At 68.8% G+C, this 21829-nt stretch carries 23 protein-coding genes; 15 read left to right on the top strand and 8 right to left on the bottom strand.

Annotation, left to right across the window (positions count from 1 at the left end; translation table 11 throughout):
* Positions 1–30: 30 nt before the first annotated feature.
* Both Q7S93_RS07845 and Q7S93_RS07840 read left to right on the top strand, forming a co-directional pair.
* Positions 31–285, top strand: a complete 255-nt coding sequence (locus Q7S93_RS07845; RefSeq protein WP_304713323.1) for a hypothetical protein — start codon at positions 31–33, stop codon at positions 283–285.
* The gene (locus Q7S93_RS07840) at positions 282–1277 is read left to right on the top strand and encodes an MsnO8 family LLM class oxidoreductase (RefSeq protein ID WP_304713322.1); all 996 of its coding nucleotides are present in this window, start codon (positions 282–284) and stop codon (positions 1275–1277) included. The genes Q7S93_RS07845 and Q7S93_RS07840 overlap by 4 nt, the downstream gene beginning before the upstream one ends.
* Before the next feature lie 8 nt (positions 1278–1285).
* Here Q7S93_RS07840 and Q7S93_RS07835 read toward each other — a convergent pair whose 3' ends face one another.
* Positions 1286–1447, bottom strand: coding sequence for a hypothetical protein (locus Q7S93_RS07835; RefSeq protein ID WP_304713321.1), 162 nt, complete (start codon positions 1445–1447; stop codon positions 1286–1288).
* Positions 1448–1540: 93 nt separating this feature from the next.
* Here Q7S93_RS07835 and Q7S93_RS07830 point away from each other — a divergent pair, with 93 nt between their 5' ends.
* Positions 1541–1972, top strand: coding sequence for a PaaI family thioesterase (locus Q7S93_RS07830; RefSeq protein ID WP_304713320.1), 432 nt, complete (start codon positions 1541–1543; stop codon positions 1970–1972).
* 3 nt (positions 1973–1975) lie between these two features.
* On the opposite strand, the gene Q7S93_RS07825 is transcribed toward Q7S93_RS07830, so the two are convergent.
* From Q7S93_RS07825 to Q7S93_RS07815, 3 genes are all read right to left on the bottom strand, one after another.
* Positions 1976–2449: a molybdopterin-dependent oxidoreductase gene (locus Q7S93_RS07825; protein WP_304713319.1), complete on the bottom strand. Its 474-nt coding sequence runs from the start codon at positions 2447–2449 to the stop codon at positions 1976–1978.
* Entirely contained in the window at positions 2446–3063 is a 618-nt protein-coding gene (locus Q7S93_RS07820; RefSeq protein WP_304713318.1) for a glutathione S-transferase family protein, read from the bottom strand. Before Q7S93_RS07820 ends, Q7S93_RS07825 begins: the two co-directional genes overlap by 4 nt.
* A gap of 70 nt (positions 3064–3133) precedes the next feature.
* On the bottom strand, positions 3134–4411 hold the full coding sequence (locus Q7S93_RS07815) for a NupC/NupG family nucleoside CNT transporter (RefSeq protein ID WP_304713317.1): 1278 nt from the start codon (positions 4409–4411) through the stop codon (positions 3134–3136).
* Between the two features lie 167 nt (positions 4412–4578).
* Here Q7S93_RS07815 and Q7S93_RS07810 point away from each other — a divergent pair, with 167 nt between their 5' ends.
* The 3 genes from Q7S93_RS07810 to Q7S93_RS07800 all read left to right on the top strand — a co-directional run bounded on the left by Q7S93_RS07810 (position 4579) and on the right by Q7S93_RS07800 (position 6306).
* On the top strand, positions 4579–4998 hold the full coding sequence (locus Q7S93_RS07810; protein ID WP_304713315.1) for an organic hydroperoxide resistance protein: 420 nt from the start codon (positions 4579–4581) through the stop codon (positions 4996–4998).
* A complete protein-coding gene (locus Q7S93_RS07805) occupies positions 4995–5507 on the top strand; it encodes a MarR family winged helix-turn-helix transcriptional regulator (protein ID WP_370652100.1) in 513 nt (170 codons plus the stop codon). The genes Q7S93_RS07810 and Q7S93_RS07805 overlap by 4 nt, the downstream gene beginning before the upstream one ends.
* Before the next feature lie 151 nt (positions 5508–5658).
* Positions 5659–6306 (top strand): DedA family protein, encoded by a 648-nt coding sequence (locus Q7S93_RS07800; RefSeq protein ID WP_304713314.1) that lies wholly within the window; start codon positions 5659–5661, stop codon positions 6304–6306.
* Between the two features lie 43 nt (positions 6307–6349).
* Here Q7S93_RS07800 and Q7S93_RS07795 read toward each other — a convergent pair whose 3' ends face one another.
* Entirely contained in the window at positions 6350–8422 is a 2073-nt protein-coding gene (locus tag Q7S93_RS07795; protein ID WP_304713313.1) for a S46 family peptidase, read from the bottom strand.
* Positions 8423–8584: 162 nt separating this feature from the next.
* Between Q7S93_RS07795 and Q7S93_RS07790 the strand changes: the two genes are divergently transcribed.
* The 6 genes from Q7S93_RS07790 to Q7S93_RS07765 all read left to right on the top strand — a co-directional run bounded on the left by Q7S93_RS07790 (position 8585) and on the right by Q7S93_RS07765 (position 15547).
* Positions 8585–9727, top strand: coding sequence for an ABC transporter permease (locus Q7S93_RS07790; protein WP_304713312.1), 1143 nt, complete (start codon positions 8585–8587; stop codon positions 9725–9727).
* A complete protein-coding gene (locus Q7S93_RS07785; RefSeq protein ID WP_304713311.1) occupies positions 9724–10470 on the top strand; it encodes an ABC transporter ATP-binding protein in 747 nt (248 codons plus the stop codon). Before Q7S93_RS07790 ends, Q7S93_RS07785 begins: the two co-directional genes overlap by 4 nt.
* A 3-nt stretch (positions 10471–10473) precedes the next feature.
* Positions 10474–11445: an HlyD family secretion protein gene (locus Q7S93_RS07780; protein WP_304713310.1), complete on the top strand. Its 972-nt coding sequence runs from the start codon at positions 10474–10476 to the stop codon at positions 11443–11445.
* 82 nt (positions 11446–11527) lie between these two features.
* On the top strand, positions 11528–12433 hold the full coding sequence (locus Q7S93_RS07775; RefSeq protein ID WP_304713309.1) for an SDR family NAD(P)-dependent oxidoreductase: 906 nt from the start codon (positions 11528–11530) through the stop codon (positions 12431–12433).
* Between the two features lie 172 nt (positions 12434–12605).
* Entirely contained in the window at positions 12606–14048 is a 1443-nt protein-coding gene (locus Q7S93_RS07770) for an MFS transporter (protein WP_304713308.1), read from the top strand.
* A 119-nt stretch (positions 14049–14167) separates the two neighbouring features.
* A complete protein-coding gene (locus Q7S93_RS07765; RefSeq protein ID WP_304713307.1) occupies positions 14168–15547 on the top strand; it encodes an MFS transporter in 1380 nt (459 codons plus the stop codon).
* A 123-nt stretch (positions 15548–15670) separates the two neighbouring features.
* Here Q7S93_RS07765 and Q7S93_RS07760 read toward each other — a convergent pair whose 3' ends face one another.
* Positions 15671–16855 carry an Mrp/NBP35 family ATP-binding protein gene (locus tag Q7S93_RS07760; protein ID WP_304713306.1) on the bottom strand — a complete coding sequence of 395 codons (1185 nt, stop codon included), beginning with the start codon at positions 16853–16855 and terminating at the stop codon, positions 15671–15673.
* 334 nt (positions 16856–17189) lie between these two features.
* Here Q7S93_RS07760 and hflK point away from each other — a divergent pair, with 334 nt between their 5' ends.
* Both hflK and hflC read left to right on the top strand, forming a co-directional pair.
* A complete protein-coding gene (hflK, locus tag Q7S93_RS07755) occupies positions 17190–18203 on the top strand; it encodes an FtsH protease activity modulator HflK (RefSeq protein WP_304713305.1) in 1014 nt (337 codons plus the stop codon).
* Entirely contained in the window at positions 18203–19096 is an 894-nt protein-coding gene (gene hflC / locus Q7S93_RS07750; protein ID WP_304713304.1) for a protease modulator HflC, read from the top strand. Before hflK ends, hflC begins: the two co-directional genes overlap by 1 nt.
* 55 nt (positions 19097–19151) lie before the next feature.
* On the opposite strand, the gene Q7S93_RS07745 is transcribed toward hflC, so the two are convergent.
* Complete coding sequence (locus tag Q7S93_RS07745) at positions 19152–19823, bottom strand: HAD family hydrolase (RefSeq protein ID WP_304713303.1); 672 nt, start codon at positions 19821–19823, stop codon at positions 19152–19154.
* A 48-nt stretch (positions 19824–19871) separates the two neighbouring features.
* Positions 19872–20765, bottom strand: coding sequence for a phosphoserine phosphatase SerB (serB, locus tag Q7S93_RS07740; RefSeq protein ID WP_304713302.1), 894 nt, complete (start codon positions 20763–20765; stop codon positions 19872–19874).
* On the opposite strand from serB, the gene miaA reads away from it, so the two are divergent.
* On the top strand, positions 20764–21684 hold the full coding sequence (gene miaA, locus Q7S93_RS07735) for a tRNA (adenosine(37)-N6)-dimethylallyltransferase MiaA (protein ID WP_304713453.1): 921 nt from the start codon (positions 20764–20766) through the stop codon (positions 21682–21684). The two genes, serB and miaA, sit on opposite strands and share 2 nt — an antisense overlap.
* Positions 21685–21829 lie beyond the last annotated feature (145 nt).

The following is a 21829-nucleotide window of genomic DNA, read 5'->3' as shown; positions in this document are numbered from 1 at the left end:
GAGAGCCTCGCCCATCCGTCAGGAGTTCCCATGAGCCAGCCCGCCAAACGCAATCTGGGCCAGATCGCCATGGGGGCGGCGCTCGCCCTGCTGGCTGGCCCTGTGGCCCTGTTCAAGGCGTTCGAGCTCGCCTTCTTCCTGACCGGCGTCGCGCCGCGCCAGTGGATGACATCGGCCGAGCCCACGGCCATGCCGGTCTCCATCGTCGTGCTGATCTTCGCCGGCCTCGTCGCCGCCTATGGCGTGCGCATGGTGTTCCGCGAGCTGAAGACGCCCACCTCGTGACGCGGCTTTCGGTCCTCGACCTCTCGCCGGTGGGCGCGGGCGTCACCCAGGCCCAGGCCGTCCGCCAGACGCTGGAGGTGGCCAAGGCCGCCGAGCGGCTGGGCTATGACCGGTTCTGGGTGGCCGAGCACCACAATATCGAGGGCCTCGCCTCCCCCGCGCCGGAAATCCTCATCGCGGCCCTGACCCAGGTCACCTCCACCATCCGCCTGGGTTCGGGCGGGGTGATGCTGGTCAACTATTCGCCCTTGAAGGTCGCCGAGGTGTTCATGGAGCTGGAGGCCCTGGCGCCGGGGCGGATCGACCTGGGGGTAGGCCGGGCCCTGGGCGCCGACGGCCGCACGGGGGCGGCCCTGCGTTCGGCCTCGTCGGAAGCCTTCCCGCATTATTTCGCCCTGCTGAACGCCTGGCTGCTGGATGCGTCAGGCCAGGAGCTGATCGGCCCCGATCATCCGGCGCGGGAGATCCGCGCCCACCCCAGAGGGCCATCGCATCCGGACCTGTTCATGCTGTGCTCGTCGCCCGACAGCGCCGACTTCGCGGGGCGGGCGGGTGTGGGGATGGTGTTTGCGGAATTCATCGCCCGCGCCGACGGGGCGCCGGCGGTCGAGGCCTACCGGCGCGCCTTCACCCCTTCGCCCTTCCGGCAGACGCCCATGGCCGCCATCGCCACCATCGCGCTAGCGGCGGAAACCGAGGCCGAGGCCCTGCGGCTGGACGCGCCGCGGCGCGCCTCGACGCTGGCCACCGCCCTGGGGCGACGTCAGCGCTTCCCGGTCATCCCCGAGGCGCAGGCCTTCCTGGCCGAACACGCCGGCGATCCGCGCCTTGTGGACATCGAGACGCGTAGCATCGCCGGCTCGGCCGAACAGGTTCGGGCGCGTCTGGCGGACAAGGCCAGGGCCAGCGGGGCCGACGAGATCTTCGTCATGGCGTCCGGACCCAGCCTGGAAAGCCGCATCCGGTCGCTGGAACTGATCAAGCCCGCCTGAACCTGGCGCTAGAAGAGTCCGGCGCGCTGGGCGATGACCACCAGGGCGATGACCACCAGAAGGGCCTGGATGATCCCGTTCAGGGGGCCCGGGATGGGCAGGAGGCGCACGGCGTAGAGGGCGAGGCCGAGCACGACGAGGATGATGACGATGGTGATGAGCAATGACATGCCATCCTAACCTCTGCCTTGGGGAAAGGTTCCGGTCGCCCCCTCGCAATCTCAGACTGGCGAACCGCGGGTTTGCAGCCTAGCTTGTCGGCCATGGCCAGTCTCAACAACAACACCAGCCGCGAACGCCTCAACGACGCCAATTTCGGCAAGCTTCCGGGGCATTTGGGGCTTGAGATTCTCGAGACGGACAACGGCCGCGTGGTGGGTCGCTTCCGCGTGCGCGAGGACCTGGTCGCCCACACCGGATTCCTCCTGGCCGGCGCGGTGCTCACCGTCGCCGACATCCTCTGCGCCTATGGAGTCTCCACCGCCTGGCCCGAGGGCGCCAGCGGCTTCACCACCGCCGAGGTGAAGTGCAACTTCGTCGGCACCCTGCGCGAGGGCGAGGTGCTGTGCACCGCCACCCTGCTGCACGGCGGCCGCACCACCCAGGTCTGGGACGCCCGGGTCGAGGACGCCGCCACCGGCAAGCTGATGGCCGCCTTCCGCTGCACCCAGATCATCCTCTACCCGCGGGCCTGAGCCTCAGTCGGCGATCCGGTAGTCCATGGCCACCACCTGGCGGACGCTGCGCCAGGACTTGATGTCGTCGGCGATCACCAGGCGCCGGGGCCCTTCCCGCTCGGGCAGCGGCTGACCATCGAGGGTGTCGGCCAGGATGGCCACGTCCTTGTGCAGGTCCTTGTCGGCCTCGACGGCGGACACCACGGCGGCGTAGCCGTCGGCGCCGCGGACCACGAGATAACCCCGCATCGGGTCCCCGTGGGCGCGCATGCCCACCGGCAGGCCGGCGGCGCGCATCACATAGGCCAGGGGCGGACCTTCATAGAGGCTGGGGCCGGCGTCGCCGGGCACGGTCACCTGGGCCCGGGGCAGGTCGGCCAGCGCCGCGGCGCTGAGGGTCACCTGCGTCCCGTCAGCCTTCGAGATGGTCACGTCCTGGGCGGCTGCGGGCGCGGCGAAGGCCAGGAGCAGGCCGGCGAACAACAGGGATTTCATAGGGCGGTCTTTACTGAGTCACGGGTGCGCATGGCCTCAAGCCAGCGGTTCACATGGGTCAGGTCCTCCGGCGGGCGGAACTTGATCATGCGGGCGAAGTCGATGGAGGCGAAGGCGACGATGTCGGCGATGGTCAGGCGATCGGCGGCGATCCATTCGCTCTCGGCCAGGCGGCGGTCGAACAGCTTCAGGGCCCGGGTCCCGCTCTGGGCGTTGGCCTCGCCGATGGCGGGATTCTGTTTTTCGAGCACGCCCAGGGCCGGGTGGGTGTGGCGTACGGCCATCATCAGCGGCGTGGCCACCATCATCTCGGCCCGCCTGGTCCACATCTCGATGATCGCCGTCTCCTTGGGGTCGCGCCCCATCAGGTTCGGCTCGGGATAGACGCTCTCCAGGTAGCGGCAGATGGCCAGGGACTCGGTGATGCAGGTGCCGTCGTCCATCTCCAGCATCGGCACATTGGCCAGGCCCGCCTTGGCCAGGTAGTCCGGCTGCTTGTGGGCGCCTTCCAGCAGGCTGACCGGGACGATCTCGACGTCCTCGATGCCCTTTTCGATCATGAACAGGCGAACCCGGCGGGGATTGGGCGCGCGCTGGGTGTCATAGATCTTCATGGCGACTCCTCCTGGATGGTCAGGCGTCGAAAAGAGGCGCCCTGACGCCGCGGCGGTCAAGCGGCGGACCTTAAAGGCCGAACAGCTCCCGGGGCATGGCCCCGACCACGGCGGCGGTCATGCAGGTGGCCAGGAAGCCGGCCAGCAGGGCCTTCCAGACCATGCCGATGATCTCGGCCCGGCGCTCGGGCATCAGCACCCCCATGCCGGTGACGGTGATCCCCACCGAGCCGATATTGGCGAACCCGCAGAGCGCATAGGTCATGATCATCCGGGTGCGCTCGCTCATGGCCTCGGCCGGCACGCCGCCCAGCTGGATGAAGGCGATGAACTCGGTGAGCATCAGCTTGACCCCCAGCAGGTAGCCCGCCTGGGGCGCCTCGGACCAGGGCACGCCGATCAGCCAGGCCAGGGGGGAGAAGACCACGCCCAGCACCCGCTCGATGGTCAGGGGCGCCCCCAGCACATCGGGAAAGGCGCTGAGCAGGCCGTTGCCGATGGCTACGAAGGAGACGAAGACGATCAGGATGGCCGAGATGTTCAGGGCCACGGTGAGGCCGTCCATCGTGCCCTTGGAGATGGCGTCGATGGAGCTGTCATACTTCAGCAGCGAGCCGTAGTCGGCGAAATAGCCCCCCTGCCCCTTCTTCTCCGGCACGATGATCCTGGCCAGCAGCACGCCGGCCGGGGCCGAGACGATGGAGGCCACCAGCACATGGGCCGCCGCATTGGGCAGCACCTCGCGCAGGATGGTGGCGTAGGCGACCATGGTGGAGCCGGCGACGGTCGCCAGGCCGACCACGATCATCAGGAAGACCTCCGAGCGGGTCAGCTTGTCGAGATAGGCGCGGATCACGATCGGGCTTTCGATCATGCCGAGGAAGATGTTCACCGCCACCGCAAGCGCCGAGGCGCCGCCCAGGCCCATGGTCTTCTGGAACACGAAGCCGAAGCCCTGGGTGATCCACTTCAGGATCTTCCAGTGCCACAGCAGGGCCGACAGCGCCGAGATCACCAGGATCAGCGGCAGGACCTGGAAGGCGAAGACGAACAGGGCGCCCGGATCGGTGACCGGATAGGGCTGGGCCCCTCCGGCCATGTAGCCGAACACGAACTGGGTCCCCTGGGCGGTGGCCGCGGCCAGGCCATCGACGCCGGCATTGATCCCACGGACCACCGAGCGCGCGCCCGGCAGGCCGAACAGGCCCAGGACCAGCAGGATCTGGACGGTCAGGGCCCCCAGGGCCAGGCGCCAGGGAAAGCGCGAGCGGTCCTCCGACAGGGCCCAGCAGACCACGAGGACGAGAACGAGGCCCAGAAGGCTCTGGGCGTTTTCCGGTCGGAACATCAAGCCTCCCCAGCCCGCGCCCGAGTCGTGGCGCCGTCGCCATGTCCTTGAAGAGCAAGGCCTTGTCCGGCGCAAGGGATGACACGTCGCAGAAAGTCCGGCGCCTCCCCTTGAAGCATATTAGATTGTACACAATCTAATTGTCTGAGATTGAAAAGGAGCTTCCCATGTCCCACCTCTATGAAACCAGCGCCCGCGCCGTCGGCGGCCGTGACGGCCACGTCGAGACCACCGATGGTCAGTTCAAGGCCGACCTCGCCATGCCCAAGGCCCTGGGCGGCAACGGCAACGGCGCCAATCCCGAACAGCTGTTCGCCGCCGGCTACGCCGCCTGTTTCGAGAGCGCCGTGCGCCACGTCGCGCGCCAGCAGAAGCTTGGCCTGAAGGACGCCGCGGTGACCGCCACCGTCCAGCTCTACCCCAAGGATGGCGGCGGTTTCCGCCTGGGCGTGGCCCTGGCCGCCGAGATCGAGGGCCTGGACGAGGGTCCGGCGCGCGAACTGGTGGAGACAGCCCACCAGGTTTGCCCCTATTCCAATGCGGTGCGCGGCAATATCGACGTGCAGCTGACCACGACGGTGCGGTGAACCAGGACGCCACCAGACAGGACAAGGCCCCCAGGGTCGCAGGAGGCGAAGGGGTCAACCCCCTTCGCCTCGACCTGCAGCTCTGCTTCGCCCTCTATGGCGCCAGCAACCGGGTGACGCGGCTCTATCGCACCCTGCTGGCGCCCCTGGGCCTCACCTACCCCCAGTACCTGGTCATGCTGGCCCTGTGGGAGACCGCGCCGCGCAGCGTCGGCGACCTCGGCCAGGCCCTGGACCTGGATAGCGGCACGCTCACCCCCCTGCTCAAGCGGCTGGAGGCCCAGGGCCTTGTGGATCGCGCCCGCGATCCCAGAGACGAGCGCCGGGTGATCATTTCCCTGACCTCGGAGGGCGCAGCCCTGCGGGATAAGGCCCAGCCCATCCCAGGCGAGGTGGTCTGCCGTCTCGGGGGCGACCTCGGGGAACTCGGCGCCCTGCGCGAGGCGCTCGGCGCGCTGCAGCAGCGGCTGGATGCGGTCCCGGCGCGGCGGAAGGCGTCCGGCCCTTAGTCCGAGGCCGCCTGCGCCCGTCACTGGCGCCCGGCCAAGCAAGACGCCCGAAACGGGCGGCCTTTAACCCGCTGACAGATTTTGCCACTAGAATGCCACGACGTCCGGCCATGCCCGCGCCAGACGTCTACGGGAACCCGATATGGAATCCATGCTTGAGCCGGTCGCGGACTTCATCCGCGTCAATCACGGTTGGGCCGGCCTCGTGCTGGGCCTGTTCATCATGCTGGAATCCATGGTGATTCTCGGCGCCTTCATTCCGGCGACGCCGATGCTGGTGCTGACCGGCGGCCTGTTGGCGACCGGGGTTCTGGATCCGGTGTCGGTGTTGCTGGGCTGCATCACCGGGGCGATCATCGGCGACGCCATCTCCTATTTCATCGGCCGCAGGCTGGGGACCCGAGTGCTGCGCCACCGCTGGCTGAGGCGCCACCGCCGGCAGTTCGCCCTCACCCGCCTCTATTGCCGGCGATTTGGCGTGATCTCGGTCTATGCCGGCCGATTTATCGGCCCGATGCGCGCCTTTGTTCCGGCGGTGCTGGGCATCATGCAGATGCCGGTGCGCCGGTTTCAGATCGCCAATGTGATCTCAGCGGTGATCTGGGTCTTCGCCGCCCTGGCGCCGGGCTATCTCACAGCCAAGGGCCTGGAGCAGTTGGACATCCTCGACCACGTCGATCCCCTGACCCTGGGCCTGATCGCCCTGGTCGTGGCCGGCACGGTGGGAACGCTCGGCTGGCGGCTGCTGCGCAAGCGCGCCAAGCGTCGCGTGCCGGTGCTCAACGCCCCCGGGGTCTGAGGGCCCCTGCGGACGGGGCCAGGCCCCGCCCGCAGACCTCGCCTCAGCGGTCCAGCAGTTCGTCCAGCAGGCCGGTCAGGCCATAGACCTTCTCCAGGGCCTCGGTGGCCGCCGATGTGGCCGCCACGACGGTGCGGTTGATGGTCCCGTCATAGCCGTAGTCGCCGCCCAGGGAGTGGATGTTGCCGTCGAAGGCCGCGCCCAGCACCTCGCCCTGCGCATTGACCACCGGCGAGCCGGAATTGCCGCCGATGATGTCGTTGGTGGTGACGAAATTATAGACCGTGTCGGGGTTCAGCTGGTCCTGCGCGGCGATCCAGCGAGGCGCCAGGGCGTAGGGCTCGGCGCCCGTGGCCCGTTCATAGAGCCCTGAGAAGCTGGTGGTCGCCGGGATGGTGCGGCCCCGATGGGTCCAGCCCTGAACCTGCCCATAGGACAGCCGCAGGGTGAAGGTGGCGTCGGGATAGACCGCGTCCCCATAGGCGGCGAAGCGGGCCGCGGCCACGCGTTCGGCGGCCCGCGCCGTCGGCGCCTCCACCTGCGTCTCCCAGGTGTCGCGCAGGGTGCGCGCCATGGGATCCATCCGCAGGGCCAGCCGGATCAGCGGATCGTCGGAGGCTTCGATGGCCGCCATCCCGCCGCTCCACAGGGCCTGGCGCACCGCCGGGTCATCGAGCTTGGATCGGGCGACCAGCCGCTCGGCCAGACCTTCGGGGCTGTCCTTGCCCAGCAGCAGTTGGGTCGCCGGGTCGTCGGTGGTCAGATATTCGCGGGTCTTGGACAGCCAGAAGCTGAGATACATCTCCTCCAGCGGCTTATCGATCGGGCGGACGTCCAGCAGCCGCTTCTCCAGGAGCGGCAGGCGAGCATCGGCGAATTCCGCCAGACGCTCGGTATTGGGCTTGGTCCGCTCCTGGGCCGCGCGCACCAGGGTGCGGGCATAGCCAAACAGGCTCGAGCCGCCGCCGGCGGCGGCCTCCATCTGACGATAGGGCAGGTAGGCCTCCGCATAGGCGGCCTGGACGGCCTCGATCTCGCTCCAGGGATCACCGATCTCGCGGGCCAGGGCCGGGTCGGCGGCGACCTTGGCCTTCAGCTCGGCCTCGGCGGAGCGCTTGTCGGCCATGAAGGCCGGATCGTTCAGGGCGAACTGGCGGCCGAAGAAGACCTTGAAGCTGTTCTCCACGCCAAACAGCGGATCGGTGGCGATGCGCTTGTTCTCCGCGCTCTCCTCCGAGAAGCGGATCAGCCGGCCGCGCAGCTCGGCCCGCTGCAGCTGGCTCACCGGAATGGCCAGGTCCCGCTGGCTCTCCAGCTGGGCCACGGTCAGCAGACGATCGGTGGAGCCGGGATTGCCCGAGACGAAGGTCGGTTCGCCCTCCCGCGGGGCGCGGGCGACCCAGGTCAGATGCTCGGGGGTCTCGACCACCTTGCCGTCCTCATAGAGGCGCAGGAAGGCCATATCGAGGTTGAAGCGGGGGAAGTTGAAATTGTCCGGGTCGCCGCCGAAGAAGGCCGTGGCGATCTCCGGCGCGAAGACCAGGCGCACGTCGGCGTAGCGGCGGTACCTGTAGAGCTTGTACTGGCCGCCGCGATACAGGCTCACCACCTGGCAGCGATAGCGCTCATCGCCAGCGCAGGTCTCCTGCTCCAGCCTGGCCACGGCGGCGTCACGGGCGCGGTTGAAGGCCTGGCCCGACAGACCCTCGCCGGCGGTGCGGATGGTGTCGGTGACGTCGGTGATCTCGGTCAGGATCTCGGCCTGCTGGCCGGGGCAGGTGCGCTCCTGCTCGCGGCCGGTGGTCAGGAAGCCCTCCTGCACATAGTCGGTCTGCGCGCTGGAGAGGTCCTGGACGCAGGAGACCACGCAGTGATGGTTGGTCAGCACCAGGCCCTGGTCGGAGACCACCGAGGCCGAGCAACCGTTGGTCAGGCGCACGGACGCGGCCTGCACCCGGTCGAGCCAGGCCTGGTCGATGGTCACGCCATAGGCGGCCTGGACCTTGTCGGCGGGGAAGTTGTCGAAGGTCCACATGCCTTCGTCGGCCTGGGCCTGGCCGGCGCTCAGGGAAAAAAGGGCGCCACAGGCGCTGGCGGCGAGAAGAGCTGCTTTCATCGTCCTCGGGTCTCTTTGGGCGTCCCGGGCCCTTAAGGGCCCACCTGTAACCGCCGTAACAGGGCAAGCCCTGATTGGCTACGCCAGCCGCCTCGCCTTACCTCGAATTAACTTGGGTTGCAGCCCCGGCCCGGCCACTCCTTCCAGGCGAGGAGGACGGGCATGTCACTGGCTCTGGCCACATTGATCTATGAATGGCGCCGCTATCTGGCGGCGGTGATCGCGCTCGCCTTTTCGGGCCTGCTGATCCTCGCCCAGGTCGGCATGTTCACCGGGATCGTCCAGGCGGCCACCGCCACCATCGACCGGTCGCGGGCCGAGCTCATGGTCCTGCCCGCCAAGTCCGAGAGCCTGATCAATTCCGGCTCCAATGGCCTGCCCAGGCGTTTGGCGCCGGAGATGTACCTGCATCCCGAAGTGGTCCAGGTCGCCAGCCTGGACGGATCGGGCGGGCGCTGGATGAACACCCCTGAGGCCGGCGAAAAACAGGTCACCCAGTGGATCCAGCTCGACATCGTCGATCCGATCCCTGGCGCAGTCACCCTGCCGGTGGACTATCCCGAGACGGTGCGCATCGCGCTGCTGGAGCCCTTCGCCGCGGTGATCGACCGCAGCGCCCAGGCCCGGCTCGGCGTCGCCCTCAATGACAAGGCGACCATCAACGGCAAGACCGTCACCATCCGCGCCTTCCTCGACGGCTATCCCTCGATCAACCAGCCCTCCGTCGTGGTGTCCCGCGACACCCTGCGGCTGCTGGGCATGGCCGACGACGGCGAGAAGGTCGGACCGCTGATGGTTCAGATCAAGGACGCCGCCCGCGCGGTCCAGGTCCGCGACGACCTCAACGCGGTGGCGGACGGGCGCTACCGCGCCTGGACTCGTCAGGAGCTGGCCCAGGCCAATGAGGGCGCCCTGATGAAGGAGCAGATCATCGGCATCATGCTCGGCTTCTCGGTCTTCCTCGGCTTCCTGATCGGGGTCGGCATCACCTCCCAGACCCTGCGCGGGGCGATCATGGCCAATATCAAGGAGTTCGCCAGCCTGCGGGCCCTGGGCGTCTCCATGGGCGCCCTGCGGCTGATCGTGCTGGAGCTGTCCTTCTGGGTCGGCCTGGCGGGCCTGGCGGCCACGGCGGTCTTCACCTTCCTGGTCTCGCTGCTGGCCAAGGGCGCGGGGCTGCCCATGGGCTTCCCCATGGGCTGGGTGGTCGGCGTGGCCATCCTGCTTCTCGTCATCTCCCTGGCCTCGGGTCTGATGTCCCTGGGCGTCCTGAAGAAGAGCCAACCGGCGGACCTGCTGCGATGACCTCTGCGCCCCATCCGAAAGACGCCATCCGCGCCACGGGCCTCTCCAAGCGCTTCAAGACCGGCCGGTCCTATATTGAGGTGCTCAAGTCGGTGGACTTCGACGCCCGCCACGGGGACCTGACCATGGTCATGGGACCGTCCGGCTCGGGCAAGTCGACCCTGGTGGCGGCGCTCTCGGGCCTGCTGCGCCCGGACGCCGGCCAGGTGACCGCCCTGGGCCAGGACCTCTGGTCTCTGCCCACCGGCCGGATCGACCGCTTCCGGCTGGACCATTGCGGCTTCATCTTCCAGGGCTTCAACCTGTTCTCGGCGCTCAGCGCCATGGAGCAGGTGACCACCGTCCTCAAGCATACGGGCCTGTCCAAGGCCGAGGCCCGCCAGCGGGCGACCGTGGCGCTGACGGAGGTGGGCCTCGGCCACCGGCTGAACCAGCGTCCGGCCGAACTCTCCGGCGGCGAGAAGCAGCGGGTGGCGATCGCCCGGGCCCTGGCCAAGGATCCGAAACTGCTGTTCGCCGACGAACCCACCTCGGCCCTGGACGGCGAGAACGGCCAGATCGTCATCAAGCTCCTGCAACGGGCCGCCAAGGACCATGGGGCGGCGGTGATCTGCGTCACCCACGACCCGCGGCTGGAGGCCTATGCCGACCGCATCATCCATATCGAGGACGGCGAGATCCTGGACGACCGGCGGGTGACCCCGGACGGCGCCGCCCGCCAACCTCAACTCACCGAGGCCTGACCCATGACCGCCCTGCTCCGCCGCCCCGCCCTCTGGATCGCCGTCGTCGCCGTGCTGGCGCTGGGCGGGGGCGGCCTGTTCCTGAAATCCCAGTCCGACGCCAGGAAGGCGGCCGAGGCCGCCGAGGCCAAGGCCGCGCCGGTCAGTCCCTATGTGGCGATCGCCAACGGCAAGGCTGACGTCGAAGGCGGCCTCATCCAGGTCGCCGCCCGCAGCGCCGGCGTTGTCCGCGAGGTCCTGGTCCAGGAAGGCGACCAGGTGACCGAGGGCCAGATCCTCGCGCGTCTGGAGGACGATGAGCCTCGCCTGGCCGCCGCCCGCGCCCGGGCGGAGGTGGAGCAGGCCCGCGCCCAGATCGCGCTCACCGAGGTGGAGATCTCCACCGCCAACCGGGAATATGAGCGGCTGCAGGCCCTGGCGCCGTCCAACTTCGTCGCCGGCCAGCGCCTCGACCAGGCCCAGGACGGCATGCGCCAGGCCCAGGCGAGGCTGCGCGCCCAGCGGGCCGCCGTCGCCACCGCGCAGGCGCGTCTGGCCGAGGCCGGCTATAATCTGGAGCTCACCATGATCCGCGCCCCGGTCAACGGGGTGATCGTGCGCCGCTACGCCAATCCGGGCTCAGGCGCCTCGACCCTCAACGTCTCCAACATGTTCGACCTGGAACCGGCCGGGGAACGGATCGTCCGGGCCGAGATCGCCGAGGGCGCCCTGCCCCACGTGGCCATCGGCCAGACCGTCGAGATCGCCTCGGAGGCCGACCCCTCCAAGAGCTTCAAGGGCCTGGTCCTGCGCCGGGCGGCCGTGTTCGGCGCCCGCAAGCTGGTCTCCGATGATCCCACCGTGCGGGCCGACGAGCGGGTGGTCGAGGTGGTGGTCAGCGCCGACGGCGCGCCCTTCCTGGTCGGCCAGCGGGTGCTGGTGAAGTTCCTGAGGCCCGCCCAGGCGGCCTCGACAGCAGCCGTTCCGGCCGCCTGAGCCGCGCACCAACGCCTTGACGGAGAAGGGGTCAGCCGCGCACAACGCCGGCAATTCCTTCAGCTGACTTTGGGAGACTTCCATGGCGGACATCCGCTTCGACGGCAAAGTGGCCATTGTGACCGGCGCGGGCGGCGGGCTTGGCCGTCAGCATGCGCTGGAACTGGCCCGGCGCGGCGCCAAGGTCGTGGTCAACGACCTGGGCGGTTCGGTGGACGGTTCGGGCGGCTCCTCCAGCGCGGCTGACGCCGTGGTCGAAGAGATCAAGGCCGCCGGCGGCGAAGCCATCTCCAACGGCTCGTCGGTCACCGACGACGCTGGCGTCGCGCACATGATCAAGCAGACCATGGACCAGTGGGGCCGCATCGACGTCATCGTCGCCAATGCCGGCATCCTGCGCGACAAGTCCTTCGCCAAGATGGAGATCGCCGACTTCGAGCTGGTGCTGAACGTCCACCTGATGGGCACGGTCAAGCCGGTCAAGGCCGCCTGGGAGATCATGCGCGAGCAGAACTACGGCCGCATCGTGGTGACCACCTCGTCCTCGGGCCTCTATGGCAACTTCGGCCAGTCCAACTATGGCGCCGCCAAGCTGGGCATCATCGGCTTCATGAACACCCTGCGTCTCGAAGGCGCCAAGAACAACATCCACGTCAACGCCATCGCCCCTGTGGCCGCCACGCGGATGACCGAGAACCTGATGCCGCCGGCCGTGCTCGAGCGCCTGAAGCCCGAATATGTCACCCCGGGCGTGGTCTATCTCTGCTCCGAAGAGGCGCCCACCGGCGCCATCCTCACCGCCGGCGCGGGCGCCTTCGCCCTGTCGCGCATCTATGAGACCGAAGGCGTCTATCTCGGCGAGGGCGGCCTCTCGGTCGAGGAGGTCCGCGACAACTGGTCCAAGATCTCCGACCCCGAGGGCCAGCAGGCCTACGCCGCCGGCGGCGAACAGAGCCAGAAGTTCTTCCGCAAGATGTCCGGCGGCTAAGCCAACCAGATAGCCTCGAAATCAAGCGACGGGCGGTCCCTGCGGGCCGCCCGTTCTGCTTTCTGCCCAGGCCTGCGGAAAGGCCTTGCCTTGACCTAGGTGAACGCGCGTAACCTAACGATCAGGACAACGCCCGCCAGAGGCGTCGCCGACCAATGGGAGATACGCCAGAGTGGCACAGACCGACGCGGCCGCGCCCGCCCCTGCGCGACAGCTCAAGCTGTCGACGATCCTCGCCTTCGCCTGCACCAGCCTGCCCCTATCGGCCTTGACCATCGCCATGTCGGTCTATCTGCCGCGGCATTTCGCGAGCGAGATCGGCATCAGCCTGCTGGCGGTGGGCTCAGCCTTCGCCCTGGTGCGCATGATCGACATTCCCCTTGATCCGCTCCTGGGCATGGCCATGGACCGGACGCGGACCCGGTTCGGCCGCTATCGCCTGTGGACCATGATCGGCGCGCCGATCCTGATGCTGGCCATCTTCATGCTCTTCATCTCGCCATCCGGCGGGGTCGGCGGGCTGATTTTCTGGCTGCTGATCCTCTATGTCGGCACCTCGATCCTGCACCTGTCCCACGCCGCCTGGGCCGCGACGCTGGCGCCTCGCTACAATGATCGGTCCCGCGTCTTCGCCATCATGACGGCGGTCGGCGTCATGGGCGCCCTGCTGGTGCTGCTGATGCCCTTCATCGTGGCCGCCCTCGGCATGCCGGAGTCCGAAGGCGTGCCGGCCATGGGCTGGTTCGTGATGATCCTGACGCCCCTGGCGGTCTGGCTGGTGGTCTCCCTGACGCCGGAGAAGATCTCGCCCGACGTGCCGGGCCAGCAGAAGTTCCAGCTGAAGGAATACTGGCGGCTGATCGCCCGGCCCTCCATGGGCCGGATCGTCCTGGCCGACCTGTGCCTGTCGCTCGGTCCCGGCTGGATGAGCGCGCTCTACCTGTTCTTCTTCACCGACTCCCGGGGCTTCACCACCAGCCAGGCCAGCGCCCTGCTGGCGGTCTATATCGTCGCCGGCTTTGGCGGCGCGCCGCTGCTGGGGCGCCTGGCCATGCGGATCGGCAAGCATCGCGCCGTGATGGTCGCCACGACGGGCTATGCTGCGGCCCTGGTTGCGCTGCCCTTCCTGCCCAAGGGCGACATGATGATCGGCGCCTTCCAGATGTTCACCGCCGGCTTCCTGGCGGCCGGCTTCCAGGTGCTGACCCGCGCCATGACCGCCGACGTCGCCGACGAGGTCCGCCTGGAACAGGGCAAGGAGCGCTCGGGCCTGCTCTACGCCATCACCACCCTGACCTCGAAGATTTCGGGCGCCTTCGCCGTCTTCCTCACCTTCACCGTCCTGGATCGCGTGGGCTACAACGCCACCGACGGCGCGGCCAACTCCGCCGAGGCCGTGCGCGGCCTGGAGCTGGCCTTCCTGATCGGCCCCATCTTCTTTGTCGCCCTGGGGGGCCTCTGCTTCATCGGCTACAAGCTGGGCGAGGAGCGCCACAGCGAAATCCGCCGGGAATTGGACGAGCGGGACGCCTTCTACGACAACGCCCCGGTGATCGAGACCCTGGCCAGTGAGCCGTCCATTCCGACGCCCCTGGTCGAACCCCGGCAGAGCTGAAAAGTAACCGCTGTTATATCTTTCCCGCCCGCTTGCGCCCCGCCGCAAGCGGGCGTTTGCTTGACCACATAATCGCGCAGCCAAGCTTGCGCCAAAATCATAGATTTGGAGACGTTCCAGTGAGTGCTTCAACCCTGGGCGCGGCTGCGCCCCGCGGCGGTGGCCGTCTATCCCTCGTCACAGTCCTGGCCTTCTCGAGCACCGGCATTCCGCTGGCCGTGCTAGCCCTGGCGCTGGGCGTCTTCCTGCCGCGCTACTTCGCCGGCGAGATCGGGATCAGCCTGATCGCCGTGGGCGCGGCCTTCACCATCGTGCGGCTGATCGACATCGCCTTCGACCCCATCGTCGGCGCCCTGATGGACCGCACCCGCACCCCCATCGGCCGCTACCGGCCCTGGGTGATCGGCGGGGTGCCGATCATGATGTTCGGGGCCTACAAACTGTTCAATCCGCCGGTCGGGGCGGGCGAAGGCTATCTGATCCTCTGGCTGCTGGTGATCTATTCCGCCCTGTCGATCGTGACCCTGGCCCATGCGGCCTGGGCCTCGGCCATCGCCACCAGCTATGATGAGCGCTCGCGGGTCTATGGCTGGATGCACGCCGTGGGCGTGGCCGGCGCGGTCGGCCTGCTGCTGTTGCCCGCCCTCACCGGCGGCGCCATCGAGCCGGGCTCTGCGGCCAGCATGCCGGCCATCGGCTGGATCATCATCATCGGCATTCCGCTGACCACCGCCTTCTGCGTGCTGCTCTCGCCGGAAAAGGTCGCGCCCAGGAGCGCCGCCGAAACCTTCGACCTGCGGGAATACTGGCAGGCCCTGAAGCGGCCGGAAATGGTCCGCCTGATCCTGGCCGACCTCGCCCTGGCGCTGGGTCCCGGCACGACGGCGGCCATCTATGTGTTCTTCTTCCACGACGCCAAGGCGTTCAACTACGCCCAGGTCTCGATCCTGCTGGTGCCCTTCATCGGCGCCGGCCTGCTGGGGGCGCCGGTCTGGGCCAAGCTCGCCCAGCGCTTCGGCAAGCACCAGACCCTGATGGGCGCGACGGTGGCCTATGCGGTGTTCCAGACGATCCTGATGGTCATTCCCAAGGGCCTCTTCCTGCCCACGGCCCTGGGCATGTTCGCCGTCGGCTTCACCGCCAGCGCCTTCGTCGTGCTGGTCCGCGCCATGGTCGCCGATGTGGGGGACGCCATCCGACTCGAGCAGGGCAAGGAGCAGACCGGCCTGCTCTACGCCATGGTGACCAGCACCCAGAAGGTCGGCGCGGCCATCTCCGTGGGCATCATCTTCCCGGTGCTGTCCCTGGTGGGCTACAACGCCGCCGACAATGTCACCAATACGCCGGACGCCATCTTTGGCCTGGAGATGTGCTACCTGTTCGCGCCGATCATCTTCGTCCTGATCGGCGGGGCCTGCTTCTTCGGCTACGGCATGAACGCCGAAAAGCACGCCGTCATCCGCGCCGCCCTGGACGCCCGCGACAACGCGGCGGCCTGACGCCCCGCCTGGAGCGCGTTCCGATAAGTGGGAACCGGTTATCGGAACGCGCTCGAGTCTTAGAATTTAGAGCCTGGTTCAACGATCAGACGGTTCCGTCTGATCGCCAGGCTCTGGCCCGCCCTACCCGCGGGCCAGGCCCAGGCGGGTGCGCAGCATTTCGGCCACCTGGCGGAAGGCCCTGGCCGGGCCGCTGTCGGGGGCGGTGACCCCCAGGGGCCGGCCGTCGTCGCAGGCCTGGCGCAGGGCCACGTCGATGGGGATCTGGCCCAGCAGGGGCACGCCCAGGCGTTCGGCCTCGGTCGCGCCGCCGCCCTGGCCGAAGATCGGGATCGGCACGCCCGTGGCCGGATCGGCGAAATAGGCCATGTTTTCGATGACGCCCAGGATCGGCGTGCCGGTCTTCTGGAACATGGACGCCGCCCGCCGGGCGTCGATCAGGGCGATCTCCTGAGGCGTGGTGACGATGATCACCCCGTCCAGCTTCATCTTCTGGATCAGGGTCAGCTGGATGTCGCCGGTGCCCGGCGGCATGTCGACCACCAGCACGTCAAGGGGCGCGGCCTCCTCGCCCCAGGCCACCTCGTGCATCATCTGGCGCACGGCCGAGGACGCCATGGGACCGCGCCAGATCATCGGCGCGCCCTCATCGACCATGAAGCCGATGGACATGACCTTGATCCCCCAGGCCTCCAGGGGGATCAGCTTCTTCTCGGGATGGTATTCCGGATCCCCGTCCACCCCCAGCATCCGCGGGGCTGACGGCCCGTAGACGTCGGCGTCCAGCAGGCCGACCCGCAGGCCCAGGCCCGACAGGGCCGCGGCCAGGCTGACCGAGACGGTGGACTTGCCCACCCCGCCCTTGCCGCTGGCCACGGCGATCACCCGCCGCACATGGGCCGGTCGCGTGGCGTTGGGCGGCGGCGAGGGCGCGGCCTGGGGATCATTGGCCAGCCGCGCGCCCTTGCGCACCCGGGTCACGCCTGGCGCCGGCGGCGCTTCGGCGGTCGTGTTCGTGGCCGGCGGCGTTGGCGAAGCGCCGCTGGGCCCATCGAAATTGGTCAGCACCACCTGGGCCTGCTCGACGCCGGGCGCCTGGCGAAGCGCCTGCTCGGCCTGGGCGCGGACCGGTTCGTAGAGCTCCAGCAGCCCCGGCGCGACCTCCATCATGAAGCCGGCCCGACCGGTCCGCACCGAGAGCCCCTGGACCAGGCCCGCGCTCACCAGCCCCTTGCCGCTTCGGGGGTCCAGCACCCCGTCGAGGAGCGCCAGCAGGGCGTCGCGGTCAGGCAGGCGTGATGTGTTCATGTCGGCTTCGGCTTGCGTTGGCGGCTTGGCCGTCTCATATCCGGCTGTAAGCGCCGGTTTACAAGTCCGCCCTGGCGGACCCAAGATCGCGGCCGCGCCGAGATACGCCGACACACCCGACGTCCCCCGACGACGCGACCCAGAAAGACGACGCACAAAAAGAATGCCCTGGAATGACAACGTAAACCCCGGCCCCTGGGGAAATCCGCCGCAGCAAGGCGGCGGTTCTGGTGGGTCGGGCGGTCCGGGAGGCCCAAGGCGCCCCGGATCCGGCGGTGGCCCTCGTGGACCCCGTGGCCCCCAGCCCGACCTCAACCAGTTGCTTGAGCGCCTGATGGCGCGCATGCGCAACTTCCTCGGCGGCCCCGGCGGCGATCAGATCCGCCCTGGCGCGGTCGCCGCCGTGGCGGCCATCGCCTTTGCGCTCTGGGCGCTGTCGGGCCTCTATCTGGTCCAGCCCAATGAACAGGCGGTGATCACCACCTTCGGCGCCTATTCCCGTTCGGCGGGTCCAGGCCTGAACTACCGGCTTCCCAGCCCCATCGAGCGCGTGGAGAAGGTGCCTGTCACCTCCCTGAACCGTATCGACATCGGCGGCACGTCCGAGGCGGCGGACCCCGAACAGAGCCTGATGCTGACGGGGGATGAGAACATCATCGACCTGAAGTTCAGCGTCACCTGGCGGGTGGCCGACGCCCCACGCTTCATCTTCACCATCCGCGACCCCGAGGAGTCGGTTAAGGCCGTCGCCGAAAGCGCCATGCGCGAGGTCGTCGGGCGCTCACAGCTCGACTACATCCTGACCCGCGGCCGTGGGCCGGTGCAGGCCCAGGCGGCTGAACTGATGCAGCAGACCCTGGATTCCTGGGGCGCCGGCGTGAGCGTGGTGGAAGTGCAGATCCGCAATGCTGACCCGCCGTCGGAAGTGATCGCGGCGTTCCGCGATGTCTTCAACGCCAGCCAGGACGCGGAATCGGCCCGTAACGAATCCGAGGCCTACTTCAATCGGGTGGTCAACGAGGCCAAGGGTGACGCCGCGCGCATCACCCAGGCCGGCGAAGCCTATCGCGAACAGGCTGTCCGTGAAGCCACCGGTGAGACGTCGCGCTTCGACCAGATCTACGCGGAGTATCGCGCAGCCCCGGCGGTGACCCGCGAGCGCCTCTATATCGAGACCATGCAGCGCGTTCTGCAGAACTCGAACAAGGTGATCGTCGATTCCGACGGCGCCAGCGCCCCGATCATCCTGCCGCCTGATGTCTTCCGGCCTCGCACAAGCGCCCCTGCGGCCACCGCGACGCCAGCGGAAACCGGTTCAGCTGCCCCGGGCGTGAGGAGCAGCCAATGATGAACCGCCGCTATATCCCCTACGCGATCGCCGCGGTGGTCGCCCTGATCGTCCTGGCCAACACCTTCTTCGTGGTGGACCAGCGCGAACAGGCCATCGTGGTCCGCCTGGGCGATCCCGTCCGGGTCGTGAACGCCGGTCCGGAAGCCACCGCCGGGCTCAAGGTCAAGGTTCCGTTCATGGAACAGGTGCTGCGCTTCGATAAGCGCAACATCGCCCTGGAGACCGAAGAGGAAGAGGTCATCGCCGCCGATCAGGAGCGCCTGGTGGTGGACGCCTTCATCCGCTACCGGATCAGCGAGCCGCTGCAGTACTACCGCACCCTGCGTGACGACCGGACAGCCAGCGACCGCATCCAGCGGCTGGTCAATTCGTCCCTTCGCCAGGTCCTGGGTTCGGCCACGTCCAGCGACATCATCTCCGGCGCCCGAAGCGGGGTGATGGCCAACACCCTCGCCGACGTCCGCGCTCGGGCGGCGTCCTCGCGGCTCGGCATCGAAGTGATCGACGTCCGCATTCGCCGCGCAGACCTGCCGCAGGAAAACATGGCGGCGACCTATCGTCGGATGGAGACGGCCCGCCAGCAGCAGGCCGCCCAGATCCGCGCCGTCGGTGAGCAGCAGAAGCGCGAGCGGATCGCCGAGGCCGACAAGGAAGTGACCATCACCCTGGCCACCGCACAAGAAACGGCTGACCAGATCCGAGGCGAAGGCGATGCGCAGCGGACGCGCATCTATGCCCAGAGCTTCGGCCGCGATGCGAGCTTCGCCTCCTTCTACCGCTCGATGCAGGCCTATGAGGCCTCCATCGGCCAAGGGGATGCGACCATGGTCCTGTCGCCGAACAGCCAGTTCTTCCGCTACTTCGAGCGGGGCCCGGGCGGGACGCGATAAGCCTCGGCTAAGCCAGACAGATCAGCCCTCGATCCCTAGCCGGATCGGGGGCTTTTCATTTGCGGACCATCACCGCCAGCAGGTCGCGGACCTCGTGCAGGTCCTGGGCGATGCGCACGCACAGACCCCGCATCTCATCATTGGGCTCCAGCATGTCGGGCACCATGATGGTCATCATGCCGGCCGCCGCCGCTGCGCGGACGCCATTGTGGCTGTCCTCCAGGGCGATGCAGTCGCGGGGATCCATGCCGAGCGCTGCGGCGGCCTTGAGATAGGGCTCGGGGTGCGGCTTGCCGTGGGTGACGCTCTCGGCGGTGATGAAGGCGTCGAACCGCGACAGCAGTCCGGCCTGACCCAGATGGGTCTCCACCGATCTCATGCGCGACGAGGTGGCCACCGCCCGCGGCGCGCCGACCGCGTCCAGGTGGTCCAGCATCTCGATCACGCCGGCCTTCAGGGCCACCCCAGCCTTGTGCGCCTCGACAAACCGCGCCCGCACGTCCGCCACATAGTCGTCGAGCACGAAGCCCTCACCGAAGTGGTTGATGAGGATGCCGTCGCTCGCCGCATGGGTCAGGCCGACCATGCTCTGGAACACCGGGAACGGCAGCTCCTTGCCCATGGCCAGGGCCGCGCCGCCCATGGCCTCGAGCATCAGGCGTTCGGAATCGATCAGCAGGCCGTCCATGTCGAACACGACGGCGGCGCAGGGGCGGGGAAGCGTCATGGCAGGCTCATAGTCCGAGGCGCCCCCGATGCGAAATCAAGGTTGGCTTCAGTCGGTGACAAAGTCGCTCGCCGCATAGCCCTGGAAGTAGAGCAGCGCGGTCAGGTCGGCGTGGTCCACCTTGGCGTGGGCCTGGGCCGCCACCACCGGCTTGGCCCGATAGGCGACGCCCAGGCCGGCGGCCTCGATCATCGCCAGGTCGTTGGCCCCGTCGCCCACCGCCAGGGTCGCCGACAGCTCCAGGCCATGGGCGGCGGCCTCTTCGCGCAGGGCTGAGAGCTTGGCTTCCCGGCCGAGGATCGGAACACCCACCTCGCCCGCCAGGACCTCGCCGGCCTCGATCAGGGTGTTGGCCCGCTGGGCGTGGAAGCCCGCGGCCTGGGCCACGCGGGTGGTGAAGAAGCTGAAGCCGCCGGAGACCAGGACGCAGCGGGCGCCGCTTCCGGCCATGGTGCGCACCAGGGTCCGCGCGCCGGGATTGAGCGCCACCCGCTCGTCATAGGCCCGCTGCAGATCCGACAGCGGCAGCCCCTTCAGCATGGCCACCCGCTCGCGCAGGGCGGCCTCGAAGTCCAGTTCGCCGCGCATGGCCCGCTCGGTGATCTCCGAGACGAGATCCTTGACCCCGGCGAAGTCGGCCAGTTCGTCGATGCACTCGCAGCCGATGATGGTGGAATCCATGTCAGCGATCAGCAGCCGCTTGCGCCGCCCGGCCCAGGGCTGGACGCAGACATCCACCGGCATCTGCGACAGGGCGGCCTGGGCTGCGGCGCGCACCGGCGCAAGCGCCTCCGCCTCCACCGACAGGTCCACCGCCCCCGGACCCAAAGGTCGCGGTTCCTTGACGCGGGCCTGCGCGCCTGCGAGCGCTTGGGTTAGTTGGACGGCGGCCGCGGCAAGGGCGGCCTCCTGCGGACTGACAAGGGTGAGCGCGATTTCCATGGAGCCCCGCATCTGGCTGATCGGCGGGCCGACGGCAAGCGGCAAGACGGCGATCTCCCTGCGCCTGGCCCGGGAAATCGGCGGCGAGATCGTCAACGCCGACTCCATCCAGCTCTATGACGACCTGTCGGTCCTGAGCGCCCGCCCGACGCCCGAAGAGATGGCCGAGGCGCCGCACCACCTGTTCGGCGTAGCCGACGGAGCGCAGGCCTGGTCCGTCGGCGCCTGGCGTCGCGCCGTCCTGCCGATCATCGCCGGGATCCGCGCCCGCGGCGCCAGCCCGATCCTGGTGGGGGGAACAGGCCTTTATTTCCGCAGCCTCACCCACGGCCTGGCCGACATTCCCGCCGCCGCACCGGACATTCGGGCCCAGACCGGGGCGCAGTTCGACGCCCTGGGCGAGGCCGCCTTCCGGGCGCGCCTGGGCGAGATCGATCCGGCGGCTGCGGCCCGGATCGCGCCGGGCGACCGCCAGAGGCTGGTGCGGGCCTGGGAGGTCTATCTGGCCGCCGGTCGCTCCCTGTCCGACCTTCAGGCGGCCACCACCGCGCCTCTGGCCCCCGGGGACTGGCGGGGTGTCGTCGTCGAGCCGCCGCGTGACGCGCTCTATGCCCGCTGTGACGCGCGGCTGGCCGCCATGTTCGAGGCCGGCGCGGTCGAGGAGGTTTCGGGCCTGATCGCCCGGGGGCTTGATCCCGACCTGCCGGTGATGAAGGCCCTGGGTCTGCGAGAGGTCGCCGCCTGGCAGGCCGGCGAGATGACCCGGGGCCAGGCGCTCGCCGCCGCCCAGCAGGAGACCCGCCGCTACGCCAAGCGCCAGGCCACCTGGTTCCGCAACCAGACCGCGGACTGGCCGCGGGTTTCAGCCACGACCCCGGAAGACCAGTGGAGGCAGTTTCTTGCTCTAGGCGCGCCTTGACGCCCTGGCGGGGGCATGCCATGAGCGGGAAATCTTATATCTGGAGAACGCGCATGCGCGTCCGCACCGTACTTGAGTGGCGACCTTAGACGGGCCGATTTCGATCGGCGCGAACGAGGTCGCTTGCACCAAGGCCCCCCGAGGG

It is taken from the genome of Phenylobacterium sp. (genome assembly GCF_030646615.1).
In the GTDB taxonomy this organism is placed as follows: domain Bacteria; phylum Pseudomonadota; class Alphaproteobacteria; order Caulobacterales; family Caulobacteraceae; genus Phenylobacterium.
The sequence above is the reverse complement of the archived record's forward strand: the minus strand, read 5'-3'. Positions and strand labels throughout refer to the sequence as shown.

Bases quoted from the DNA above. Each gene is read 5' to 3' on its own strand.
- Q7S93_RS07845 (WP_304713323.1), top strand. From the start codon at position 31: ATGAGCCAGCCCGCCAAACGCAATCTGGGCCAGATCGCCATGGGGGCG.
- Q7S93_RS07835 (WP_304713321.1), bottom strand. From the start codon at position 1,447: ATGTCATTGCTCATCACCATCGTCATCATCCTCGTCGTGCTCGGCCTC.
- Q7S93_RS07830 (WP_304713320.1), top strand. From the start codon at position 1,541: ATGGCCAGTCTCAACAACAACACCAGCCGCGAACGCCTCAACGACGCC.
- Q7S93_RS07825 (WP_304713319.1), bottom strand. From the start codon at position 2,449: ATGAAATCCCTGTTGTTCGCCGGCCTGCTCCTGGCCTTCGCCGCGCCC.
- Q7S93_RS07820 (WP_304713318.1), bottom strand. From the start codon at position 3,063: ATGAAGATCTATGACACCCAGCGCGCGCCCAATCCCCGCCGGGTTCGC.
- Q7S93_RS07815 (WP_304713317.1), bottom strand. From the start codon at position 4,411: ATGTTCCGACCGGAAAACGCCCAGAGCCTTCTGGGCCTCGTTCTCGTC.
- Q7S93_RS07810 (WP_304713315.1), top strand. From the start codon at position 4,579: ATGTCCCACCTCTATGAAACCAGCGCCCGCGCCGTCGGCGGCCGTGAC.
- Q7S93_RS07800 (WP_304713314.1), top strand. From the start codon at position 5,659: ATGCTTGAGCCGGTCGCGGACTTCATCCGCGTCAATCACGGTTGGGCC.
- Q7S93_RS07795 (WP_304713313.1), bottom strand. From the start codon at position 8,422: ATGAAAGCAGCTCTTCTCGCCGCCAGCGCCTGTGGCGCCCTTTTTTCC.
- Q7S93_RS07790 (WP_304713312.1), top strand. From the start codon at position 8,585: ATGTCACTGGCTCTGGCCACATTGATCTATGAATGGCGCCGCTATCTG.
- Q7S93_RS07785 (WP_304713311.1), top strand. From the start codon at position 9,724: ATGACCTCTGCGCCCCATCCGAAAGACGCCATCCGCGCCACGGGCCTC.
- Q7S93_RS07780 (WP_304713310.1), top strand. From the start codon at position 10,474: ATGACCGCCCTGCTCCGCCGCCCCGCCCTCTGGATCGCCGTCGTCGCC.
- Q7S93_RS07775 (WP_304713309.1), top strand. From the start codon at position 11,528: ATGGCGGACATCCGCTTCGACGGCAAAGTGGCCATTGTGACCGGCGCG.
- Q7S93_RS07760 (WP_304713306.1), bottom strand. From the start codon at position 16,855: ATGAACACATCACGCCTGCCTGACCGCGACGCCCTGCTGGCGCTCCTC.
- hflK (WP_304713305.1), top strand. From the start codon at position 17,190: ATGGCGCGCATGCGCAACTTCCTCGGCGGCCCCGGCGGCGATCAGATC.
- hflC (WP_304713304.1), top strand. From the start codon at position 18,203: ATGAACCGCCGCTATATCCCCTACGCGATCGCCGCGGTGGTCGCCCTG.
- Q7S93_RS07745 (WP_304713303.1), bottom strand. From the start codon at position 19,823: ATGACGCTTCCCCGCCCCTGCGCCGCCGTCGTGTTCGACATGGACGGC.
- miaA (WP_304713453.1), top strand. From the start codon at position 20,764: ATGGAGCCCCGCATCTGGCTGATCGGCGGGCCGACGGCAAGCGGCAAG.
- serB (WP_304713302.1), bottom strand. From the start codon at position 20,765: ATGGAAATCGCGCTCACCCTTGTCAGTCCGCAGGAGGCCGCCCTTGCC.